Annotated in this window: 21 protein-coding genes; 12 read left to right on the top strand and 9 right to left on the bottom strand. The window is 72.2% G+C overall.

The genetic code is table 11. The annotated features are described in order from the left end of the window. Positions 1-95 precede the first annotated feature (95 nt). Positions 96-902, top strand: coding sequence for a septum formation family protein (locus tag ACVJ1F_RS13965; RefSeq protein WP_456886922.1), 807 nt, complete (start codon positions 96-98; stop codon positions 900-902). Here ACVJ1F_RS13965 and ACVJ1F_RS13960 read toward each other — a convergent pair. Further along, the gene (locus tag ACVJ1F_RS13960; RefSeq protein WP_456886920.1) at positions 899-1699 is read right to left on the bottom strand and encodes a hypothetical protein; all 801 of its coding nucleotides are present in this window, start codon (positions 1697-1699) and stop codon (positions 899-901) included. The two genes, ACVJ1F_RS13965 and ACVJ1F_RS13960, sit on opposite strands and share 4 nt — an antisense overlap. Positions 1700-2042: 343 nt before the next feature. Here ACVJ1F_RS13960 and ACVJ1F_RS13955 point away from each other — a divergent pair, with 343 nt between their 5' ends. Both ACVJ1F_RS13955 and ACVJ1F_RS13950 read left to right on the top strand, forming a co-directional pair. Further along, positions 2043-2213 (top strand): hypothetical protein, encoded by a 171-nt coding sequence (locus ACVJ1F_RS13955; RefSeq protein ID WP_157485568.1) that lies wholly within the window; start codon positions 2043-2045, stop codon positions 2211-2213. 204 nt (positions 2214-2417) lie between these two features. Further along, on the top strand, positions 2418-2843 hold the full coding sequence (locus tag ACVJ1F_RS13950; protein WP_056049814.1) for a DUF4307 domain-containing protein: 426 nt from the start codon (positions 2418-2420) through the stop codon (positions 2841-2843). An 85-nt stretch (positions 2844-2928) separates the two neighbouring features. On the opposite strand, the gene ACVJ1F_RS13945 is transcribed toward ACVJ1F_RS13950, so the two are convergent. Continuing rightward, positions 2929-3639 carry an NADPH-dependent F420 reductase gene (locus ACVJ1F_RS13945; protein WP_456886918.1) on the bottom strand — a complete coding sequence of 237 codons (711 nt, stop codon included), beginning with the start codon at positions 3637-3639 and terminating at the stop codon, positions 2929-2931. A gap of 141 nt (positions 3640-3780) precedes the next feature. On the opposite strand from ACVJ1F_RS13945, the gene ACVJ1F_RS13940 reads away from it, so the two are divergent. Genes ACVJ1F_RS13940 through ACVJ1F_RS13930 form a run of 3 tightly spaced genes read left to right on the top strand, consistent with a single transcriptional unit; the run spans position 3781 to position 7260 of the window. Then, the gene (locus ACVJ1F_RS13940) at positions 3781-5232 is read left to right on the top strand and encodes a protein kinase domain-containing protein (RefSeq protein ID WP_082460653.1); all 1452 of its coding nucleotides are present in this window, start codon (positions 3781-3783) and stop codon (positions 5230-5232) included. Positions 5233-5251: 19 nt separating this feature from the next. Beyond that, complete coding sequence (locus ACVJ1F_RS13935; RefSeq protein ID WP_456886916.1) at positions 5252-6424, top strand: DNA adenine methylase; 1173 nt, start codon at positions 5252-5254, stop codon at positions 6422-6424. Further along, entirely contained in the window at positions 6421-7260 is an 840-nt protein-coding gene (locus ACVJ1F_RS13930; protein ID WP_456886914.1) for a hypothetical protein, read from the top strand. The genes ACVJ1F_RS13935 and ACVJ1F_RS13930 overlap by 4 nt, the downstream gene beginning before the upstream one ends. A 59-nt stretch (positions 7261-7319) precedes the next feature. Here the strand turns inward: ACVJ1F_RS13930 and ACVJ1F_RS13925 are convergent, their stop codons facing one another. Beyond that, positions 7320-7850 carry a MarR family transcriptional regulator gene (locus ACVJ1F_RS13925; protein ID WP_456886912.1) on the bottom strand — a complete coding sequence of 177 codons (531 nt, stop codon included), beginning with the start codon at positions 7848-7850 and terminating at the stop codon, positions 7320-7322. A 277-nt stretch (positions 7851-8127) separates the two neighbouring features. Here ACVJ1F_RS13925 and ACVJ1F_RS13920 point away from each other — a divergent pair, with 277 nt between their 5' ends. After that, positions 8128-8727, top strand: coding sequence for a hypothetical protein (locus tag ACVJ1F_RS13920; RefSeq protein WP_056049806.1), 600 nt, complete (start codon positions 8128-8130; stop codon positions 8725-8727). A 114-nt stretch (positions 8728-8841) separates the two neighbouring features. Beyond that, positions 8842-10320 carry a signal peptidase I gene (locus ACVJ1F_RS13915; protein WP_267659000.1) on the top strand — a complete coding sequence of 493 codons (1479 nt, stop codon included), beginning with the start codon at positions 8842-8844 and terminating at the stop codon, positions 10318-10320. A gap of 19 nt (positions 10321-10339) precedes the next feature. Here the strand turns inward: ACVJ1F_RS13915 and ACVJ1F_RS13910 are convergent, their stop codons facing one another. After that, positions 10340-10822 carry a glutathione peroxidase gene (locus ACVJ1F_RS13910; RefSeq protein ID WP_056049801.1) on the bottom strand — a complete coding sequence of 161 codons (483 nt, stop codon included), beginning with the start codon at positions 10820-10822 and terminating at the stop codon, positions 10340-10342. A gap of 118 nt (positions 10823-10940) precedes the next feature. On the opposite strand from ACVJ1F_RS13910, the gene ACVJ1F_RS13905 reads away from it, so the two are divergent. Continuing rightward, positions 10941-11900 carry a helix-turn-helix domain-containing protein gene (locus ACVJ1F_RS13905; protein ID WP_056049799.1) on the top strand — a complete coding sequence of 320 codons (960 nt, stop codon included), beginning with the start codon at positions 10941-10943 and terminating at the stop codon, positions 11898-11900. A gap of 183 nt (positions 11901-12083) precedes the next feature. Here ACVJ1F_RS13905 and ACVJ1F_RS13900 read toward each other — a convergent pair whose 3' ends face one another. After that, the gene (locus ACVJ1F_RS13900; protein WP_456886909.1) at positions 12084-13013 is read right to left on the bottom strand and encodes a diacylglycerol kinase family protein; all 930 of its coding nucleotides are present in this window, start codon (positions 13011-13013) and stop codon (positions 12084-12086) included. A gap of 238 nt (positions 13014-13251) precedes the next feature. On the opposite strand from ACVJ1F_RS13900, the gene ACVJ1F_RS13895 reads away from it, so the two are divergent. Together ACVJ1F_RS13895 and ACVJ1F_RS13890 are read left to right on the top strand one after the other, a co-directional pair. Continuing rightward, complete coding sequence (locus ACVJ1F_RS13895) at positions 13252-13704, top strand: DUF4383 domain-containing protein (protein ID WP_056049797.1); 453 nt, start codon at positions 13252-13254, stop codon at positions 13702-13704. A 142-nt stretch (positions 13705-13846) separates the two neighbouring features. After that, positions 13847-14491, top strand: a complete 645-nt coding sequence (locus tag ACVJ1F_RS13890; RefSeq protein WP_456886907.1) for a biliverdin-producing heme oxygenase — start codon at positions 13847-13849, stop codon at positions 14489-14491. 90 nt (positions 14492-14581) lie between these two features. On the opposite strand, the gene ACVJ1F_RS13885 is transcribed toward ACVJ1F_RS13890, so the two are convergent. Further along, positions 14582-15916: an ATP-dependent DNA helicase gene (locus ACVJ1F_RS13885; protein WP_233568441.1), complete on the bottom strand. Its 1335-nt coding sequence runs from the start codon at positions 15914-15916 to the stop codon at positions 14582-14584. A 103-nt stretch (positions 15917-16019) separates the two neighbouring features. On the opposite strand from ACVJ1F_RS13885, the gene ACVJ1F_RS13880 reads away from it, so the two are divergent. Next, complete coding sequence (locus ACVJ1F_RS13880) at positions 16020-17033, top strand: hypothetical protein (RefSeq protein WP_157485563.1); 1014 nt, start codon at positions 16020-16022, stop codon at positions 17031-17033. A 10-nt stretch (positions 17034-17043) separates the two neighbouring features. Here ACVJ1F_RS13880 and ACVJ1F_RS13875 read toward each other — a convergent pair whose 3' ends face one another. Genes ACVJ1F_RS13875 through ACVJ1F_RS13865 form a run of 3 tightly spaced genes read right to left on the bottom strand, consistent with a single transcriptional unit; the run spans position 17044 to position 19000 of the window. After that, the gene (locus ACVJ1F_RS13875; protein WP_456886905.1) at positions 17044-17754 is read right to left on the bottom strand and encodes a hypothetical protein; all 711 of its coding nucleotides are present in this window, start codon (positions 17752-17754) and stop codon (positions 17044-17046) included. Beyond that, the gene (locus tag ACVJ1F_RS13870; RefSeq protein ID WP_456886903.1) at positions 17751-18644 is read right to left on the bottom strand and encodes an ATP-binding cassette domain-containing protein; all 894 of its coding nucleotides are present in this window, start codon (positions 18642-18644) and stop codon (positions 17751-17753) included. The genes ACVJ1F_RS13875 and ACVJ1F_RS13870 overlap by 4 nt, the downstream gene beginning before the upstream one ends. Beyond that, positions 18641-19000 (bottom strand): GntR family transcriptional regulator, encoded by a 360-nt coding sequence (locus ACVJ1F_RS13865; protein WP_173154511.1) that lies wholly within the window; start codon positions 18998-19000, stop codon positions 18641-18643. Before ACVJ1F_RS13865 ends, ACVJ1F_RS13870 begins: the two co-directional genes overlap by 4 nt. Positions 19001-19052 lie beyond the last annotated feature (52 nt).

The raw sequence follows: 19052 nt of genomic DNA, 5'->3' as shown, positions 1-19052 counted from the left end.
TCTTCCCGGACAGGGGGTCGAGCGGGGTGCCCGGGGCTGGATATGATCCGGCGTGACCCGGTGATCCGACCGCCCGGTCCACGAAGGGGACGACCGTGAGCACACCGATCGAGCCGGGCGCACCCGAGCAGCGAGCGCAGGGATGGCAGCAGCCCGAGCAGCCGCAGCAACCGCAGGGGTGGCCCAAGCCCGGGTCCGAGTCGCCCGGCTGGCCGCAGCAGCCCCAGCCCCAGCCGCAGGCCCAGGCCCCCTGGCAGTCGTGGCCGACGCAGGACCCCTACGCCGCGCCTCCTGCGTTCCTCCCCGCCCTGCCGTCGCAGCCGTCGAGGACCCCCTGGGTCCTCGCGATCGTCGGTGCGGCGGTCGTCGCCCTGATCGTCGGCGGCGGTGCCGGCCTGCTCGGCGGGATGTCGCTCGCCGGCGGGTCGGCCGGCTACGGCTACGACGACGGTTCGTCGTACGCCGACGAGGACCCCACCACGTACTTCGGCTCGGACGCGGTCTACGGCGACTACCTCTACCCCCTCGACTTCTCGGGCGTGACCAGCGTCGACGGGCTCGACGTCGGCACCTGCTTCACCGTCGGCGACCTCGGTCGCGAGGGCACCGGCGACGTCGAGACCGCCTCGTGCGACGAGGCCCACGACGAAGAGGCCTACCTTGTGGACGAGCTGGACGGCGGCGCGTTCCCCGGCGGCTACGAGGTCCTGGACGAGGCGGCCGACCTCTGCGACGCGGCCTTCAGCGACTACGTCGGGGCCTCGTACGACGAGTCCCTCGCCGATTACGGCGTGCTCGCCCCCACCGAGAAGGGCTGGGACGACGGCGAGCGCTCGGTCGTCTGCTACGCGTACACCTACGGCACGACCCGCGTCGGCAGCCTGGCGGACTCGGGCGTCTAGGCCGGGACTCCCGGCCCGGCGTCGGTCTCGTGCCGCGCCTCGGCGGCGGTGACGTCCCCGAGCGACCTCACCACGGCCGGCGCGATCGCCTGCCCCCAGCGCCGGTGCATGGTGGCCCACGACAACAGCTCCTGGTGGTACAGCCCCTCGGACCGCCACTCGGGGAACGGCACCCACGACGCGCCGGGCGTGGTCAGGGCGACCCGGGCCGTCAGCGCGTTCAGTCGTTCGATCTGGCGGGTCAGCAATCGCTTGGCGACCGGGGGGATCGGCCGGAACTCGGCCATCGGCGGGATGCCGACGTAGACCATGCGGCAGTCGGGGCCGGCCGTCTCGCGCACCCGGTCGGCGAGACGGCGGAGGTCGGCCTCCCAGGAGGCGCCCCCGGTCGCCAGCAGGACGTCACAGATGCCGAGCAGCACCACCGCCGCCTCCGCGGGCTCGGTCGGCAGCTCGACGCGGGCGGCCTCGGCGGCGGTGAGCACGGGTGCCGAGACCTCGCGCCAGGTGACGCCGCGGCCCCGGGCCGAGCCGACGAGGCGGGCGGTCTGGCTGGCGCAGGTCAGGTCGTGCGCGAGCACGCCGAAACCCTCGACGGCGATGCTGCCGACGAAGAGCAGGTGCACGGGGTCCGGGCCGTCGATGGTCATGCGGCGGGCGTCGCGGGGGTAGGGCGCCCGCGCCACCTCGCGCCGGTACAGCGCGAGGTGCAGGCGGAAGAGGGGTTGGGAGGCGCGCAGGACGGCCGCGATCAGGCGGCCGTGCGGGCGGGGGGTCGGGGTCTCGACCAGGGGCATGTGCGTTCGCAATCCGTGCAGTGCAGGAGGCGCGGCCTCCGGCGGTCTCGTCCCGAGACCGAGGTCAGTCTGCCGGTCCCCCGAAATGAGGACATTCCCCTTTCGGGGGTGGGTGGCGCAGAAGGCCGGGGAATCAGGCCTCGGAGCCGGCTTGGTCGACGACGGAGAGGGGGCGCTGTCCGCAATGCGAACAGCCCGGTCGAGTAGTTAGAGGGACTAGCTATCCCGTGGTTTCATTCCTGTGCACCGACTTCACGGGCGGTGCGGGATGCGACCGGGTCGCGCCCCCTCCGGCAACAGCATCACGGGCAGGCAGCACAGGGCTGCCGAGATCGGACACACCATGACACTCCTCACGCCGTCGCGTCGCCGCATCGACGCGGACCAGAGCCCCTTCTCCGAGGTCCGCGAGACCGAACGCCAGGCGACCCTCTTCGTCATCGCCACGGCGGCCGTCGGCGCCAGCGCGAGCCTCGTCGCCGCCCTCTTCCTCAGCAACGGGCTCTTCCTGTGAACGACGACCTCGTCTACGTCGAACTGGCCCCCACCGAGCCCCTCGACCTGTCGATGCTCTTCGAGGCCGAGGCGGCCTGACCCCTCGAGGCGGCCCGACCCCTCAGGCGGCCCGAGCCGTCCAGGCGGCCCGTGTTGGCGGGCCGGCCACCGCGGGACGTGACGTCCATGCGGTTCCGAGCCGGCGCCTCCTACCCTTGACGCCATGCAGACCCTCGACCCGGCGCGCGCCGATCCGGCCTCACGGCTCGACAGTCGGTACGGCCGGCGGCCGGGCCGGACTCGTCGATCGCGACTGATCGCCCTCGTCGCGGGTGCCGTCGTGGCCGTCGTGGTGGCGGCCTGGGTCGTGCTCGTCGCGTTCGACGGCGACTCGGCCGAGCTCGAGGTGAGCCACTACGGCTTCACCGTCGCGGGCGACGACGCCGTCCAGGTGCAGTACACGATCAACGTCGCGGGCGGCACGGACGTCGGCTGTGCGGTGCAGGCGCTGAACGAGAACCGCGCGGTGGTCGGGTGGAAGGTCGTCGACCTGCCCGCGGTCGACACGTTCACGCAGACCTACACGACCTCGCTCGTGACCAGCGAGCGAGCCGTGACCGGCTCGGCCTACCGCTGCTGGGTGCTCTGACCGGCACCTCCACGAACGACGCGACCCGCGCCTCCTGCAGGAGGCGCGGGTCGCGTTCGTCGGGCGGCGTCACCGCCCGGCCGGGTCAGGAGGCCTGAGGCACCCGGTTCGCCTTCGCCAGGTTGGCGACGAGCTCGTCCTTCGTCTGACGGACGACGTAGGCCGGGCGGTCGCGCTCGACGCGCCAGCTCTCGGACAACGGGCTGACGTCGACGGTGTCGAAGCCGAGCTCGTCGTAGAGGTCGGTCATCAGCGCGACGGCCTCGGGGGAGTCGCTCGACGTGGCCAGCGCGCGGCGGTCGGGGGTGCCGGCCGGGGCGGTGTCGGTCGTGATGTCGTCGGCCGGGATGTGGTTGAAGCCCTTGACGACCGTGCTGGTGGGCAGGTGGCGCTGCAGCATCTCGGCGGTCGTGTCGGTGCCCTCGTCGAGCGCGGTGATGTGGCCGTCGCGCTCGAAGTAGTAGTTGTTCGTGTCGATCACGGTCTTGCCCGCGAGCGGCTCGACGGGCACCTGGTCGACGTTCTTGAGGGGGACGGTGACGACGACGACGTCGCCCGCTTCGCCGGCCTCGGTCGCCGTGGCGGCGCGGGCCTTGGGGCCGAGGTCGGCCACGAGGTCGGTCAGGGTCTCGGGGCCGCGCGAGTTGCTGATCACGACGTCGTGGCCGTGGGCGATGACCGCCCGGGCGACCTGGCTGCCGATGTTGCCTGCTCCGATGATTCCGTAGGTTGTCATGCGCAACGCAACCGATGGCCCGCCCGATGCCTTCCCGACGACGACGTTCTCCCAGGGCATCGCAAGGTCCGGCCGGCTCGCGCCGGGGTCCCCGGGCGGTGGGCGTGACCCCGTCGTGATGCGATCGTCACCCGTCGGACCGACACGAGATCGCCCCGCATGCGACAGGATGGACCACACACCAGTCACGAGGGGGAGGCGATGGCCGCGCCACAGCAGGACGACGCGCTCGATCGCGTCCTCGCCGAGCGCTACCGCCTGCAGTCCGTCGTGGGCCGCGGCGGCATGGCGACCGTCTACAAGGCCGTCGACGAGAGCCTCAACCGCACGGTCGCGATCAAGGTCTTCCACAGCGCGATGGTCGACCCGGCCCGACAAGAGGCCGAGCTCGGCGTGCTGTCGAGCCTCGAGCACCACGGCCTCGTCGGTCTCTTCGACGCCGGTGTCGAGCAGGGGCCGAACGGTCCGCAACGCTTCCTCGTGATGCCGCTGATCGCCGGCCTCAACCTCGAAGACCGTCTGCGGCACGGCGCGCTCGCCCCGCGGCACATCGCCGAGATCGGCTACGACATGGCCGAGGCGCTCGACTACATCCACGGCCACGCGGTCGTGCACCGCGACATTAAGCCGTCGAACATCCTGCTCGTCGACTACGGCGACCACGAGGCGGCCCGCGCCCGGGCCAAGCTCGCCGACTTCGGCATCGCCCTCACCGAGGACGTCGAACGACTCACCGCCGAGGGGGTCACCACCGGCACCGCGGCGTACCTCAGCCCCGAGCAGGCCGTGGGCGGCCAGGTCGGCCCCCCGAGCGACGTCTACAGCCTCGGCCTCGTGTTGCTGCAGTGCTTCACGCGTCGGCGCGAGTTCCCGGGGTCGCTCGTCGAGTCGGCCGTGGCCCGGCTGTCGCGCGACCCGGTGCTGCCCGACCCGCTGCCCGAGCACTGGCGTCACGCCTTGCGGGCGATGACCCGCCGGGACCCCGCCGAGCGGCCGACGCGGGCCGAGCTCGTCGCGATGATGCGCGACGTGGTCATCACCGAGACGACCGAGCACCGCGACGCCGTGGGCGACCTGTCGACCGGCGACGGCTCGATGCGCGGGGGCGACACCGAGCCGTTCGACCACAGCGAGGTGCTCGACACCCTGCCCAACGAGGCGCTCGACCGCGTCACCGCCATGGCGGCCCGCCTGTTCTCGGCGCCCATCGCCCTGGCGACCGTCATCGACGACGACCGCACGTGGTTCACGACCCACTACGACCCCGCCGTGGGCGACATCGCCCGGCACATCGACCTCTCGCTCGGGGCCGTCCACTCGTCCGAGCCGCTGGTCATCGAGGACGCCGCGACCGACCGTCGCGTGGCGTCGAGCCCGCTGGTCACCGGTCCGCTCGGCATGCGGTTCTACGTCAGCGTGCCCCTCACCCGGCGCGACGGCCACACGATCGGCACCCTCTCGGTGATCGGGCGCGAGCCGGGCACGGCCAGTGACGAGCAGGTCGCCAACCTCGCCGACCTCGCGGCGCTCGTCGTCGCCCAGCTCGAGCTGCGACAAGAGAGCCTGCGGATCGCCGGCACGACCACCGGCAGCGTCCCGCACGCCGAGCGCGTCGACCTCGACTCCCGCACCCGGAGCCCGTCCGACCGCTGACGTGCGGCAGACTTGCCCGGTGACCGTCGAGCTCGTGCCCCCCGCCGCGAGCCGGCCCACCGCGACCGGGGCCGCCACCGCCACCGCCACCGGGGCCACGGCGACCGGGCCCGCCCCCGTGCCCGCCCGCGTCGCCGCCTTCCCCCGCCTGCGCTACATGGGCTCGAAGTACGCGCTGCTGCCCGTGCTGCACGACGTCTTCTCGAGCGTCGCGCCCGTGTCGAGCCGCGAACCCGGAGGCCGAGGAGGCGCGGTGCAGCCCTCGACCGCGATCGACGCCTTCAGCGGGTCCGGCGTCGTCTCGTACCTGATGAAGGCGGAGGGTCGCCAGGTCGTGAGCAACGACTTCCTGGCGTTCCCCGCGGTCATCGCCCGCGCCTCCGTCGTCAACGGGTCGACGACGCTGTCCGACGAGCTCGTCGACGAGATCTGCGGCCCGCCCGCGGACGACCGCGACGTCGTCCGCCGCACCTTCGACGGCGTGTTCTTCTCGGCCGACGACCGGGCGTTCCTCGACTCGGCCTGGTCGCACGTCGACCGGCTCGTCGGTGCCGAGCGCGACCTGGCGATCGCGGGCCTCGTGCTGGCCGCGGCGCGCAAGCAACCCCGGGGCGTCTTCACCTTCACCGGGGCGCGGTACGACGACGGGCGCCGCGACCTGCGGCTGACCATGGCCGAGCAGTTCCGGGCGGCCGTCCGGGCCTACGGCGCCACCGTGTTCGACGACGGGCTCGCGCACGAGGCCGTCGAGGGCGACGTCGCCGACCTCGGGCGACCACCCGCCGACCTGGTGTACCTCGATCCGCCCTACGCGCCTCCTCGGGACGACGCGGACTACATGAAGCGGTACCACTTCCTGCAGGGGCTGGCCGTGTACTGGCGGGGGCAGACGATCATGACCGAGACCAAGACGAAGAAGATCGCCAAGCTGTTCACGCCGTTCGCCTACCCGCGCACGGTCGACGACGCCCTCGTGCGCACCTTCGAGCAGTTCGCCGACGCCGGGGCGCTCGTGCTGTCGTACTCGTCGAACGCCGTGCCGAGCCGCGAGCGCATCGAGCAGCTGATGCGCACGGTCAAGCCGCACGTCGAGGTGCGCGTGGTCGACCACACCTACAGCTTCGGCACGCACCGCGCGGCGGCCCGCACGGCGGCCACCGAGTACGTCTTCGTCGGGAGGGACCGACCGTGACGATCCCCACCTTCGACGAGTACGTCGCCTCGCTCGGCCGCATGACCCCGCACGTCGACCCGACCGCTCCGTCGGCCGCGGCGACCGACCTCGGCCGGGCCGCGGCGAGCCTCGGCGACCTGCCCGTCGTCGACCGCGACCACCTCGCCGAGTGGGCCCGGCAGCACCCGGCGTGGGTGCCCGCCCTCGGCCTGGCCGTCGGGCTGTCGCAGGAGAAGCTGCGCAACTCGCTACGGCACGCCTTCGACACCCCCAGCTGGCTGACGCTCGCGCGGGGACGGGCCGACGAACTGGTCGCCCACCTCGACGACGAGTTCGAGCTCGTCCGTCTCGTCGCGTCCCAGCGGCACCGCACGTACGACTTCGGCGACCTGCTCTCGGCCCGGGCCGGCACCCGGGCGTCGGCGATCCGCGCCGGGGTGTCGGGTCGGCGGCTCGAGGACGAGATCGAGGCCATCGCCCGTGACCTCGGACTCGCCTGCGGCACGCGGACGCGGTTCACCGGCCGGGCGAACCGCACGGCGCCGTGCGACCTGGTGATCCCCTCGGCGGAGGAGCCCGCCATCGTGGTCGCGGCGAAGGGGTTCGACTCGACCGGTTCGAAGCTCACCGACGCCGTCCGCGAGATCGAGGAGATGGCCGACGTGCGGCTGCCCCGACAGACCGTCATGGCCGTGATCGACGGCATCGGCTGGAAGAGCCGTCAGGCCGACCTCAAGCGCATCCACCAGCTCTGGATCGACCAGCAGATCGACGGGCTCTACACGCTGTCGACGCTCGACCGCTTCCGGGCCGACCTGGCCGACGCCGCACGCCTGCGCCGCCTCATCCCGTAGGCCGCGGCCCGCGGCCCGCGGCCCGCGGCCCGTGGCCCGCGGCCCGCGGCCGAGGCGGGTCAGGCGGCGGCGTGGGGTGCGTCGCGCGTGCCGACCCCGTGGCGGTCGAACGCCCGGCCGAGGTCGAGCAGCGTGTCGGCGAGGGCGCCGTGTCGCGACGCCGGCACGACCTCGGCGAACGCGGCGGCGTAGGCGCTCGCGATGGCCGTCGTGACCTCGACGCCGCGTGGCGTGCGGCTGACGATGACGCTGCGGCGGTCGTCCGGGTTGCGGCGCCGGTCGAGGTGCCCGGCGTCGATGAGGCGGTCGACGAGGTTGGTCATCGCACCCGACGAGAGGTCGAGGTGCTCGGCCGCCCGCTTCGGGGTGACCAGGTCGCCGGTGGCCCACACGTAGAAGAGGAACCGGATGTCGGTGTCGCCCAGCCCGAAGAGGTCGCCCTGGTGGTCGAGCACCCGCGAGTGGTTCAGCATCAACAGGCGGAACGAGTCGAGCAGGCGGCCGAGGTCGCCGGGGGCGAGGCCGGGGTCGGACGTGAGGCCGGGGCCGGGGGCGAGGCCGGGGTCGGCCCGGGGTGGGGAGATGAGCAAGGGGTCCTCCGTGACGCGTGTGGGCGTGCCGTCCATGGCACCGGCTCAGTCAACAAGAATCTCGACGATCGTGACACCCCCACCACTGGGGACATGGTTCGCCTTGCGTGCCTCTCGAAGTCCAAGTAATTTGATTGTCGTACCACTTGAGAACAACGACCACTCGAAACCGGAACGGTTCGGGAGGTGAGCTTCTCACCGGCGAAGCCCCTGAACCACCTCGCCGGGGTGGCCCCCGACATCCCCCACCTTCCACCCTCTCGCCCTGGAGCACACCATGTCCCGTCCCACGCCCCGCATCGCCCGCATCGCCGCCTGGATCGCCATCCCCGCCGCCCTCGTCGCCTCGGGCATCGTCGTCTCGACGGCGTCGTACTCGGCCTTCTCGTCGACCACGGTCAACCCCACCAGCAACTGGACCGCCGGCACCGTCGCCCTGACCGACGACGACAGCAACACCGCGCTCTTCACCGCCACGAACCTCAAGCCCGGCCAGACCGGCAGCAACTGCATCGCCGTCACCAGCACGGGCTCGCTCGCCTCGGCCGTCAAGCTCTACGGGACGGGCGCCGCCACGACCAACAACCTCGCGTCGAACATCACGCTGAGCGTCGTGCAGGGCACCGGCGGCGGCTTCGGCTCGTGCACCGGCTTCACCCCGCTCTCGGCGGGCTCGAGCCTCTACAACGGCACGCTGGCCGCCTTCGGCACCAGCTACACCAACTACTCCAACGGCGTCGGCACCTGGGCCCCCACCGGCACCGCGTCCGAGACCCGCACCTACCAGGTGACCTACACCGTCTCGAACACCGCCCCCAACACGACCCAGGGCGGCACCGCGAGCCTCGGCCTCACCTGGGAGGCCCAGAACAGCTGAGGCCCCTCCCGCGGCTGACCCCCGCGTCACGGCGACACCGCACCAGCACCGCGCACCACCGCACCAGGCGGCCCGAGACCGCATCATCCGCACCACCCCCGAGCAGAGGCACCCATGAGCACGATCGACCTGAAGCTGCGGCCCACCACCGCGGCCGCGGCCTCGATCACCGTGCCCCTGGGTGCCTCTCGTCCGTGGCTCGACTGGACGCGCCTGGCCCTCGGCACCGCGTCACGCGTCGTGCTGTACTCGCTGCTCGGCCTGATGGTCTACGCGGCCGCCCCCGCCGCCCTCGGCTGGAGCCCCACGACCGTGATGACCGGCTCGATGGAGCCCCGCATCCACCCCGGCGACGTCGTCGTCGCGAAGCCCGTGGCGGCGTCCGACGTGCACCGCGGTCAGGTCCTCCTCTTCGACGACCCCGACCAGGCCGGGCACCTGCGGCTGCACCGCTACCACGACAACGGCCAGGCCGGGCAGATCGTCACCAAGGGCGACGCCAACCCGAGCGTCGACTCGACGCCGATCGACCGCAGCGCCGTCATCGGCGTCGGGTTCCTGCGCGTGCCGTACGTCGGAACGCCCTTCGTCTGGGCCGCGGCCCACCAGTACGGCCACCTGCTGGTCACCGGCGGACTGCTGATCCTCGTCGTCCTGCTGAGCCGCAACGACCGGTACCTGCTGCGTGACGAGCGTCCCGCGTCGCCTCGGGTGACCGTCCCCGCCGGCCGCCGCGTCCAGCGTCGTCGCGAGCGGCGCCTCCGTCGCCTGAGGACCGCAGGAGGCGCGATCGGCCTGGCAGCGATCGGTGGCGGTCTCGCACTCACCCTCGTCGTGTCCGGTGGCGCGCACGCCGCGTTCGCCGCCCCGACCGCCAACCCGACCTCGAGCTTCGGTGCCGGGAACTACGACTGCCTGCAGGACACCTACAACTCGCAGACCTCGTACGGTTTCCCGTACAACGAGACGTCCGGCACGACCACCACCGACGGCAGCTCGTTCGCCCGCGTGGGCACCCTCAGCGGCGGGGCGACGTTCGTCGCCGGCTCGTGCGCCACGAACCAGAGCCCCTACCTGCAGCTCGACGGCACGGGTCAGGTCACGACCGCGGTCAACCTCACCGGCCAGGCCGCCTTCACGATCGAGACCTGGTTCCGCACGACCAGCACGGCCGGGGGCACCCTGGCCGCCTTCACGACGGCACAGACCGGCACGAACACGACCGCCGACCGCGCGCTGTACCTGACCACGGCGGGCAAGATCGTCCTCGGTGTGCGCCCCACCACGACCACGACCAAGGCGACGACGACGCCCGCCTCGTACAACGACGGCGCCTGGCACCACGTGGTCGCCACCCTCTCGGGCACGAGCACGGTGGTCTACGTCGACGGCGTCGCCGTCGTCACCGACAGCACCAACAAGACCGTGCAGACGGCCACCGGTTACTGGCGGGTCGGCTACGCCCCGCTCAGCGGGCTGCCGTCGGCTCCGACCAACGGCTACTTCGTCGGCTCGGTCGACGGCACGACGATCTACAACAACTCGGCCCAGAGCGCCTCGGCCGTGCAGGCCCGGTACGCGGCCGGCCACTGAGCGACCGCAGCGGGTCTGCTCAGCCGGCCAGCGCCTCCTCGATCACCGCGACGACCTCGGGAGCGTCGGGCTCGGTCGTCGGACGGAACCGGTGCACGGCGCCGCCGGGCGTGATCACGAACTTCTCGAAGTTCCACTTCACGCGGCCGGCCTTGCCGTCGGCGTCGGTGGCCTTCTTCAGCTCGGTGTAGAGCGGGTGCTCACCGCGACCGTTGACCTTGACCTTCTCCATCATCGGGAAGGTGACGCCCCAGGTCGCCGAGCAGTACTCCTCGATGGCCTCGCCGCTCGAGAGCTCCTGGAAGAACTGGTTGCTGGGGAAGCCCAGCACCGTGAAGCCCTGCTCGCCGTACTGCTTCTGCAGCGCCTCGAGCTTCTCGTACTGGGGCGCGAGGCCACAGCGGGAGGCCACGTTCACGACCATCACGACCTTGTCGGCGTAGGCGCCGAACGTGGTGGACTCGCCGCGGATCGTGGTCAGGGTGATGTCGTCGAGGGTCATGGGTCCGACCGTAGGCCCGCCCGCTGCGAGCCGGCCCTCAGGCACGTCGTCCATCTACTGTCAACCCCCCTGGGATCGACTGGTGCGGGGTTTGGAGTGCGTGCAACAATTCGCTGAGATGGCTGCCCGCGACGACAAGATGCGCTTCGACGCGCGGGGGCGCGATCTGGACGAGGCGGTCGACATCCTGCAGGCCGGGTACAACGGCCGGGGTTTCCGCGTCGCTCCCACCGAGGCCCCTTTCTCGTTCCGCCACACCATCGTCGGCGACGGGGCGATGACCCTGCGGTCGACGATGTTCATGGGTCGCGTCGACGGGCAGGCGGCCGCGGGTGACGAGCACGTCGTCCACTGGCTGCTCGACGGGCGTTCCACGATCGACAACGGTCGCGACGAGGTGGCCGGAGCCGTCGGGCGACCGATCCTCTTCCCCGAGGGGCGGGACTTCGAGTTCACCACCGAGGACGTCAACCAGAGCCTGCTCCACCTCTCCAAGTCGGTCGTCGACGAGGTCGCGGCCGAGCAGCACGGCATCATGCCCGGCACGCTCCGCTTCGACCACGCCGCCCCCGTCTCGTCCGCCGCGATGCAGGCCTGGCACGCCACGGTCCGTCTGATCGGACGCGCCTACCTGGGCTCGGGCGAGCCCAGCGACCTGATGCGCACCGAGATGGCCCGGATGGCCGCGGTGGCCCTGCTCGACACCTTCGCCCACACCTCGAGCCAGATGCCCGCGGCGTTGCTGGCACCGCGCAACGCGAGCCTCCGCCTCGCCGTCGAGTACATGCACGCCAGCGCCCACCTGCCGATCTCGGCCGTGGACATCGCCCGGGAGGCGGGGCTCACCCCGCGCGGGCTGCAACAGGCGTTCAGCCGTCACCTCGACACCACGCCCACGGCCTACCTGCGCGAGATCCGCCTCGAGCGCGTGCACGACGCGCTGCGGGCGGCCGCCCCGGACGCCACCACCGTCGCCGACGTCGCCCGACACTGGGCCTTCGCGCACCTCGGCCGGTTCTCGGCGGCGTACCAGCAGCGGTTCGGCGAGTACCCCCGCGAGACGCTGCACCGCGGCTGAGGTCGGGGGTGGCCGGAGCGTGCGGCCGCCTCGCCGCCGAGCGCGCCTCCCGGGCCGCCCCGCCGCGGAGCGCGCCTCCCGGGCCGCCTCGCCGCCGAGCGCGCCTCCCGGGCTGCCCCGCCGCGGAGCGCGCCTCCCGGGCCGCCTCGCCGCCGAGCGCGTCTCCCGGGCTCGAGCCGGCGGTCAGCGACCGGGTGCGGCGTAGACGCGCAGGGCGCCCGGGACGACCTCGACCGTGACGGGCAGCGGCCCGACGCGCTCGCCGTCCGCGTAGGCGGCGACCCCGTCGGCCTCGATCACGGCCCGACGCACGCGGTGCACGGTCACGTTCGGGTGGCTCAGGTGGGTGCCGCGGAACACGCTCGGGAACAGCCGGACGAACTGCCAGCGCGTCAGCCGCTCCACCACGAGCACGTCGAGCAGCCCGTCGTCGAGCACGGCGTCGGGCGTGACCTTCATGCCGCCGCCGAGCGACTGGCCGTTGCCGACCGAGATCAGGGTGCCCTCGACCGTCGAGGCGACCCCGTCGAGCTCGAGGCGGTACGAGATGCGCGGGAGGCGCACCAGCTCGATGGCGAGCGCGACGTCGTAGCGGCGGCGCCCCTTCGGCCAGCTCAGCCGGTTGGCCCGCTCGTTCACGACGGCGTCGAAGCCGGCCGAGACCATGCAGGCGAACCAGGTGGCCCGGCCGTCGGCCTGCAGCACGCGTCCGGCGTCGATCGTGGTCGGCTCGCCCTCGAGCAGCCGGACCAGGAGGCGCGTGGCCGCCTCGGCGTCGTCGTGGGGCAGCCCGAACGCCCGGGCCGTGTCGTTGCCGGTGCCGGTCGGCACCAGTCCCAGCGGCACGTCGGTGCCCGCGACGAGGTTGGCCCCGAGGTTCACCATGCCGTCGCCGCCGACGACGATCAGGGCGTCGGGACGCTCGCCGTGGTCGGGGTCGAGCTCGCGACGGGCGGCGGCCACGAGGTCGTCGTAGCTCGACTCGGTGAGCGGCACGACCGTGTGGCCGGCACCGCGGAGCCCGGCGAGCACCCCGTCGGCGAGGTGCTTCCGGCCGCCGGCGGAGGCGCCGGGGTTGATCGCCACGACCAGGCGGAGGGGCGTCGGGGTCATGGCGTCGATCTTGCCAGCCCCGCGCCCTGCGCGCCCCCCGCGCCCCCCGCGCCCCCCGCGCCCCGCGCCCCCCGCGCCCCGCGCCCCCCGCGCCCCGCGCGCCGCGTGACACCCCTGTTCCGGCGCGACACCCCGCGTTCCCGGGGTGTCACGCCGAGCCGGGGGTGTGACGCCGAGGCGGGTGCGTCGCACGGCGGGCATACTGGACGCTGACCCACGGACGAGAGGCATCTTCACCATGAGCAGCACCCACGGCACCACGACGACCGCGACCCCGGCCCCCTACGAGCCGACCATCCGCGAGTCGCCCAACCGCGGGGCCGGCCTGTTCGTCGGCACGGTGTTCCTCCTGCTCGGCGCCATCGGGTTCCTCGTCGAGGACATGGGCACGTTCTTCTCCACGCAGGGCGCGTCGCTCTGGTTCGTCTGGAACCTCAACCCTGCTCTGGTCGTGGTCTGGGTGCTGGCCGGTGCCGCGCTGATCATCGCCGGCGCGTCGTCGCGAGCGAGCGCGCGGTACATCAACACCTGGATCGGCCTGATCTTCGTGGTCTTCGGCGTCGCCGGCTTCTTCCTCGAGGGCACCGACGTCAACTTCCTGGCCTTCAACCTCGGCGACAACGTCACGCACCTCGTCGGCGGCCTGCTGCTGCTCGCGACCGCCGTGGGGGCCGAGCGCCGCCGCCGCTGATCCCTGCCGCAGGGCGCCGCACCTCTCGACGGGCTGCGATCCGGCTGCACGTCCGCCGGGATCGGCCCCGGGGGCTACCGGCACCGCGCCTCCCTGGCTAGGGTTAGGGTCACCTAACCCAGGTGACCAGGAGGTGCGCACCATGACCGACGTCATCCCCTTCTCCGAGGCGGTGCGGGAGCGCACGGCCGAGCGGGTCCCCGTCGACGTCGGCTGCTCGTTCATGACCGACCTGCTGATCGGCCGGGGCACGCGGGACGACTACGTGCAGCTGCTCGCTCAGCACTACTTCGTCTACGCCGCCCTCGAGGACGCCGCCGCGGGGTGGTCCGGCGACGCGGTGGTGGCTCCGTTCCTCGCGCCGGGGCTGACCCGGTTGCCGGCCATCGAGGCCGACCTGGCGTTCCTGCTCGGTACCGACTGGCGGGCCCGGGTCTCACCGCTGCCGACCACCCGGGCGTACGTCGATCGGATCGAGCAGGCGTCGGCCTGGGCCGGTGGCTTCATCGCGCACCACTACACGCGCTGCCTCGGTGACCTGTCGGGCGGGCACCTGATCCGCAGCATCCTGCAGCGACGGTTCGGATTCGACACGAACGGCGTCGGGTTCTTCCTGTTCGCCGAGATCGCCGAGCCGAAGTCGTTCAAGACGACCTACCGCCGCCAGCTCGACGCCGTCGCCTGGTCGGCCGACGAGCGCGAGCACGTGCTCGACGAGGTGTGCGCCGCGTACCGCTTCAGCACCGAGCTGTTCGCCGACCTCGCCGCTGCGAAGGCCGCGGCCTAGCCCATCGCCGACCTCGCCGCCGCGAAGGCCGCGGCCTAGCCGTTCGCCGACGGGGTGGGTCCCGGGCCACCGCGTGGTCGGATCGGGAGGTCAGCCCGTGGCGGCCGTCGTCGCGTCGTCGCCCACGCCGGCGTCGGCTGCGGCCTCGATGGCCGGCACGCGTGACGCCTCGCTCATGAAGCGGCGCACGTCGAGGTCGACGATGATGTCGGCCGGTCGCAGCGGGCGCGACAGGTACAGCCCCTCGAGCGAGGTGATGCGGCTGAGGGCGACGTAGGTCTGCCCCGCGCTGAACACCCGTGAGCCGAGGTCGACGATGGCCCGGTCGTAGGTCTTGCCCTGGGACTTGTGGATCGTGACGGCCCAGGCGAGGCGCAGCGGGAACTGCGTGAACTCGGCCACGACGTCTTTCTTGAGCTGCTTGGTGGTCGCCGAGTACGAATACTTGTGCTTCTCCCACACGACGGGCTGCACCTCGTGGACCTCGCCGTCGACCTCGACGAAGACCGTGTCACGCACCCGGGTGACGACGCCCGTCGTGCCGTTCACCCAGCGTTGCTCGGAGTCGTTGCGGAGGAACATCACCCGGGCCCCGACCTTGAGCTCGAGGGCCTCGTCGGCCGGGTAGGCCCGGCCGCCGAACTCGCCGCTGACCTCGGCCTTGGCGGTCATCACCTTGCCCGACAGGCGATCGAGCTCGACCTTGTTGATGCGGTTGACGGTGTCGTTGCGCGTGGCCAGGGTGATGGCCCCGCCGTCGGTCGGCACGGGGCGTGCCCCGGCGCCGTTGAGGGCCCCGGCGATCTCGGCCGTGACCCGACCGTGCCGCACGGCGTTGAGCATCTCTTTGAAGTCGCCCTCGGTCTGGCGGTGGATGAAGGCCAGCTCGTAGATGCGCAGGCTCGCCTCGGCCCAGACCTTGGCGTCGAAGAACCACATCGAGCGGTAGTTGTCGCGGAAGTACTCGCGCTCTTCGGCGTCGCCCGGCACCGGCGGCAGTTGGTACGGGTCGCCGAACAGCACGACCTGGACGCCGCCGAACGGCTCGTGCTTGCGCTGCCGGGCCTGCCGCAGCGAGCGGTCGATGGCGTCCATCAGGTCGGCGTTGACCATCGAGACCTCGTCGATGACGAGCGTGTCGATGGTGTTCAGCAGCTTGCGCAGCTCGGCGTTCTGCTCGATGTCGTGGTCGGCGATGAGCCCCACCGAGAGGCGGAACAGCGAGTGGATCGTCTGGCCGCCGACGTTGAGGGCGGCGACGCCCGTGGGGGCGCAGATGACGATCTGTTTCGAGGTGTTCCACGACAGGTGGTTCAGCAGCGTCGACTTGCCCGTGCCGGCCCGACCCGTGACGAAGATGTGCTCGCGGGTGTTCTCGATCGCGTCGTACAGCGCCTGCTGTTCGGCGGAGAGGGCCACGCTCACGACGACGAGCACCTTTCGGGAGGGGGCGGGGGAGGCCACCAATCTACCCGTGACGGGCGTGACGCTCGGTTCTTCGTGACCCGCGCCTCCTATTGTTGTCGTCATGTCGTCGTCTGTGGGGGAGGAGACGCGCCCACCGCTCGGCTGGCCCTTCGTCGCGATCTGGGGCGGGGCGCTGCTCTTCGTGCTGATCGGTTTCTGGGTCACCGTCGTGGCCCTGAACGCCACCGTCTACAGCGGCGCCGGTTTCGTCCGCGGCTACGTGGCGGCGGTCGACCGCGGCGACACGTCGAGCGCGTTGACCCTCGCCGGCGTCACGCCGACCGACCAGCTGGCCGACGCCCTGCTCGAGGTGCCCTCGCTCGGCGGCGTCGACGACGTGACCGAGGTGGGCGACGTCGACCTCGGCGACGACACGCACGCGATCACGCTCTCGTACTCGATGCAGGGCACGTCGGCCACGGCCGAGGCGCCCGCGCAGTCGCAGTTCGTCGTCCAGCGGGCCGGCACCCGGTTCGGACTGTTCCACGCCTGGCGCTTCGTCCAGGCACCCACCGCGCAGCTCGACGTGACGCCCCAGCACGACTCCCGCTTCACGGTGGACGGCCGCGACGTCACGACCGACGCGCCCGACGTCGCGACCCGGTTCACGGTGCTCGCCCCCTCGCGGTTCGAGCTCGACCACGCGTCGCGCTACCTCGAGGCGCCGACCGTCGAGGCCGACGTGCTCAGCGTGGGGGCGACGTCGGGGGTGTCGATCGAGGTGCAGCCCCGGGACGAGTTCGTCGAGGCCGTGCAGGACATGGTCGACCAGCAGCTCGACGAGCAGTGCGTCCCGCAGCAGGTGCTGCTGCCGGCCGGGTGCCCCTTCGGCCGCCAGGTCGACGACCGGGTCACCGACGACCCGACGTGGACCGTGCCCGTCCACCCCGTCGTCTCGATCGTCCCCGGCCCGTCGGGTCAGTGGCAGGTGCCCGGCGTGGCCGGCACCGCCCACCTCGTCGTCGGCGCCCAGTCGCTCTTCGACGGGAAGCGCTACACGATCGACGAGGACGTCCCGTTCACCGTCACGTACCTGATGCGCATCAGCACGTCCGACGAGCTGACGTTCGACTAGGCCCGCCCGGTCAACGGACGGAGGCGCGGCGCAGGAACGCGTACGTCCCCGCGATCGCGGCCGCCGCGAGCAGCGCCGCCGTGAGGGCCGACCACCAGCTCTGGTAGTTCGCGAACACGGTGGGCAGCGAGGGGCCGGAGGCGAGGAGCGCGACGGCCAGCACGAGGACGACGCCGATCGAGATGCCGAGCGGACCGCGCGGCCCGAACCGCAGCCAGGCCGCTCCGAACACCCCACCGGCCGTCTGGGCGACGAGGGCGCCGAGGAACACGATCGGGACGAGCGCGCCCAGGTCGCCGGCACCGAGGACGTTGACGTCGAAGACGTAGAAGCCGCCGAACCAGTGGTCCGTCAGCACCTCGAGCGCGAGCAGGGCGGCGGCGACGCCGGTCAGGTAGAGCGCGACGAGGGTGTGCGTCACGGCCGTGCCCAACGCGAACGCGCGCCGCGTCGCCCCGAACGAGGCGGCGAGGGGGAACGTCGAGGCGACCGAGGCGACGCCCATGGCGACGAGGTACCCGGACTGGGCCCACACGACCCCCGGGTTGAAGCGCGCGCCGGTGGCGTACGAGGTGCCGTCGTCGTAGGCGCCCGAGCGTTGGAGGGTGACCTGGATCACCACGGTGACGGCGACCGTGATGGCCACGATGAGCAACGGTACGAGCAGGACGCTGCGTCGACGGGCGAACTGCAGGCGGACGACGGGCAGGATGCGGTTCACGAGGCGGCTCCTTCGAGTTCGGCGTCGCGCGACCCGAGCGCCGCGACGACCTGTTGCAGTGAGACCCCCGAGAGCTCGACGCCCGCGGTGGCGGCCTCGGCGCGCGCGGTGCCGTCGGCGACGCCGTCCACGACCGCCGTCTTCAGCCCGCCCACCGCGTGCTGCGACAGGAGGCGGCGCCCACTCGTGAACCGGTCGACGGTGGATGCCGTACCGGCGACTTGGTAGGCGGAGGCCCGCGCCTGGTCGACGTCGGAGTCGAGCCGCACCCGGCCCTCGTCGAGCACGACCACCCGTTCGAGCAGGGCCTCCATCTCGTCGATCAGGTGGGTCGAGAGCAGGATCGTGCGGGGGTGGGCCGAGTAGTCGGCGAGCAGGCGGTCGTAGAAGAGCTGCCGGGCCGTGGCGTCCAGGCCGAGGTAGGGCTCGTCGAAGATCGTCAACGGGGCCCGGGAGGCCATGCCGATCACGATCGACGCGGCGGACAGCTGCCCGCGGGACATCTTCTTCAGGTCGGTCTTGTCGGGCACCCGCAGTTCGGCGGCCAGGTCGCGGGCGAGCGCGGCGTCCCACCCGCGGTGGAAGGCCGGCGCCACCGACAGCACGTGCTTGAGCCGGAAACCGTCCGGGTACCGCTGACTGTCGCGCACGAACGACACCCGCGACAGGACGTCGGCGTGGTCGGCGGGCTCTCGGCCGAAGACCCTCACCGCGCCTCCTGATGGTCGTTCCTGCCCGGCGACGCAGGCCATCAACGTGGTCTTGCCGGCGCCGTTGCGGCCGAGGAGGCCGCAGATGACGCCTTCGTCGACGTGGAGGTCGACGCCGTCCAGGGCGAGGGAGGAGCCGTAACGACGGCTCAGGTCGGTGATCTCGATCACGGGGCTCATGACTGGTCCTCTTGTTCGATCAGGTGGTGGAGGGCGGCGACGTCGATGCCCAGCGCGCGAGCCTCGGCCACCAGGGGGCGCACGTACTCGTCGGCGAAGCGGGCCCGTCGGTGTTCGGCCAGGCGCTCGCGGGCGCCGGTCGTGACGAACATGCCGACGCCTCGGCGCTTGTAGAGGATGCCGCGGTCGACCAACAGGTTGACGGCTTTGCCGGCCGTGGCCGGGTTGATCCGGTAGAACGCGGCGAGCTCGGTGGTCGACGCCACCGGTGCCTCGTCGGCATAGGTGCCGTCGAGCACGTCCTTCTCGATCTGCGCAGCGAGCTGCTGGAAGATCGGCGTCCCGTCGTCGAGCACGAAAGCTCCTTTGGTTAGCTACTTAAGTAGTTAACCTAGGAGGCGCGGATCG

This window comes from Frigoribacterium sp. 2355, assembly GCF_054060695.1.
The sequence above is the reverse complement of the archived record's forward strand: the minus strand, read 5'-3'. Positions and strand labels throughout refer to the sequence as shown.

What these genes read in the sequence shown, in the direction of transcription:
- ACVJ1F_RS13895 (WP_056049797.1), top strand. Translation starts at nt 13,252, where the DNA reads ATGAGCAGCACCCACGGCACCACGACGACCGCGACCCCGGCCCCCTAC.
- ACVJ1F_RS13940 (WP_082460653.1), top strand. Translation starts at nt 3,781, where the DNA reads ATGGCCGCGCCACAGCAGGACGACGCGCTCGATCGCGTCCTCGCCGAG.
- ACVJ1F_RS13900 (WP_456886909.1), bottom strand. Translation starts at nt 13,013, where the DNA reads ATGACCCCGACGCCCCTCCGCCTGGTCGTGGCGATCAACCCCGGCGCC.
- ACVJ1F_RS13945 (WP_456886918.1), bottom strand. Translation starts at nt 3,639, where the DNA reads ATGCCCTGGGAGAACGTCGTCGTCGGGAAGGCATCGGGCGGGCCATCG.
- ACVJ1F_RS13950 (WP_056049814.1), top strand. Translation starts at nt 2,418, where the DNA reads ATGCAGACCCTCGACCCGGCGCGCGCCGATCCGGCCTCACGGCTCGAC.
- ACVJ1F_RS13870 (WP_456886903.1), bottom strand. Translation starts at nt 18,644, where the DNA reads ATGAGCCCCGTGATCGAGATCACCGACCTGAGCCGTCGTTACGGCTCC.
- ACVJ1F_RS13915 (WP_267659000.1), top strand. Translation starts at nt 8,842, where the DNA reads ATGAGCACGATCGACCTGAAGCTGCGGCCCACCACCGCGGCCGCGGCC.
- ACVJ1F_RS13910 (WP_056049801.1), bottom strand. Translation starts at nt 10,822, where the DNA reads ATGACCCTCGACGACATCACCCTGACCACGATCCGCGGCGAGTCCACC.
- ACVJ1F_RS13960 (WP_456886920.1), bottom strand. Translation starts at nt 1,699, where the DNA reads ATGCCCCTGGTCGAGACCCCGACCCCCCGCCCGCACGGCCGCCTGATC.
- ACVJ1F_RS13905 (WP_056049799.1), top strand. Translation starts at nt 10,941, where the DNA reads ATGGCTGCCCGCGACGACAAGATGCGCTTCGACGCGCGGGGGCGCGAT.
- ACVJ1F_RS13955 (WP_157485568.1), top strand. Translation starts at nt 2,043, where the DNA reads ATGACACTCCTCACGCCGTCGCGTCGCCGCATCGACGCGGACCAGAGC.
- ACVJ1F_RS13890 (WP_456886907.1), top strand. Translation starts at nt 13,847, where the DNA reads ATGACCGACGTCATCCCCTTCTCCGAGGCGGTGCGGGAGCGCACGGCC.
- ACVJ1F_RS13880 (WP_157485563.1), top strand. Translation starts at nt 16,020, where the DNA reads ATGTCGTCGTCTGTGGGGGAGGAGACGCGCCCACCGCTCGGCTGGCCC.
- ACVJ1F_RS13920 (WP_056049806.1), top strand. Translation starts at nt 8,128, where the DNA reads ATGTCCCGTCCCACGCCCCGCATCGCCCGCATCGCCGCCTGGATCGCC.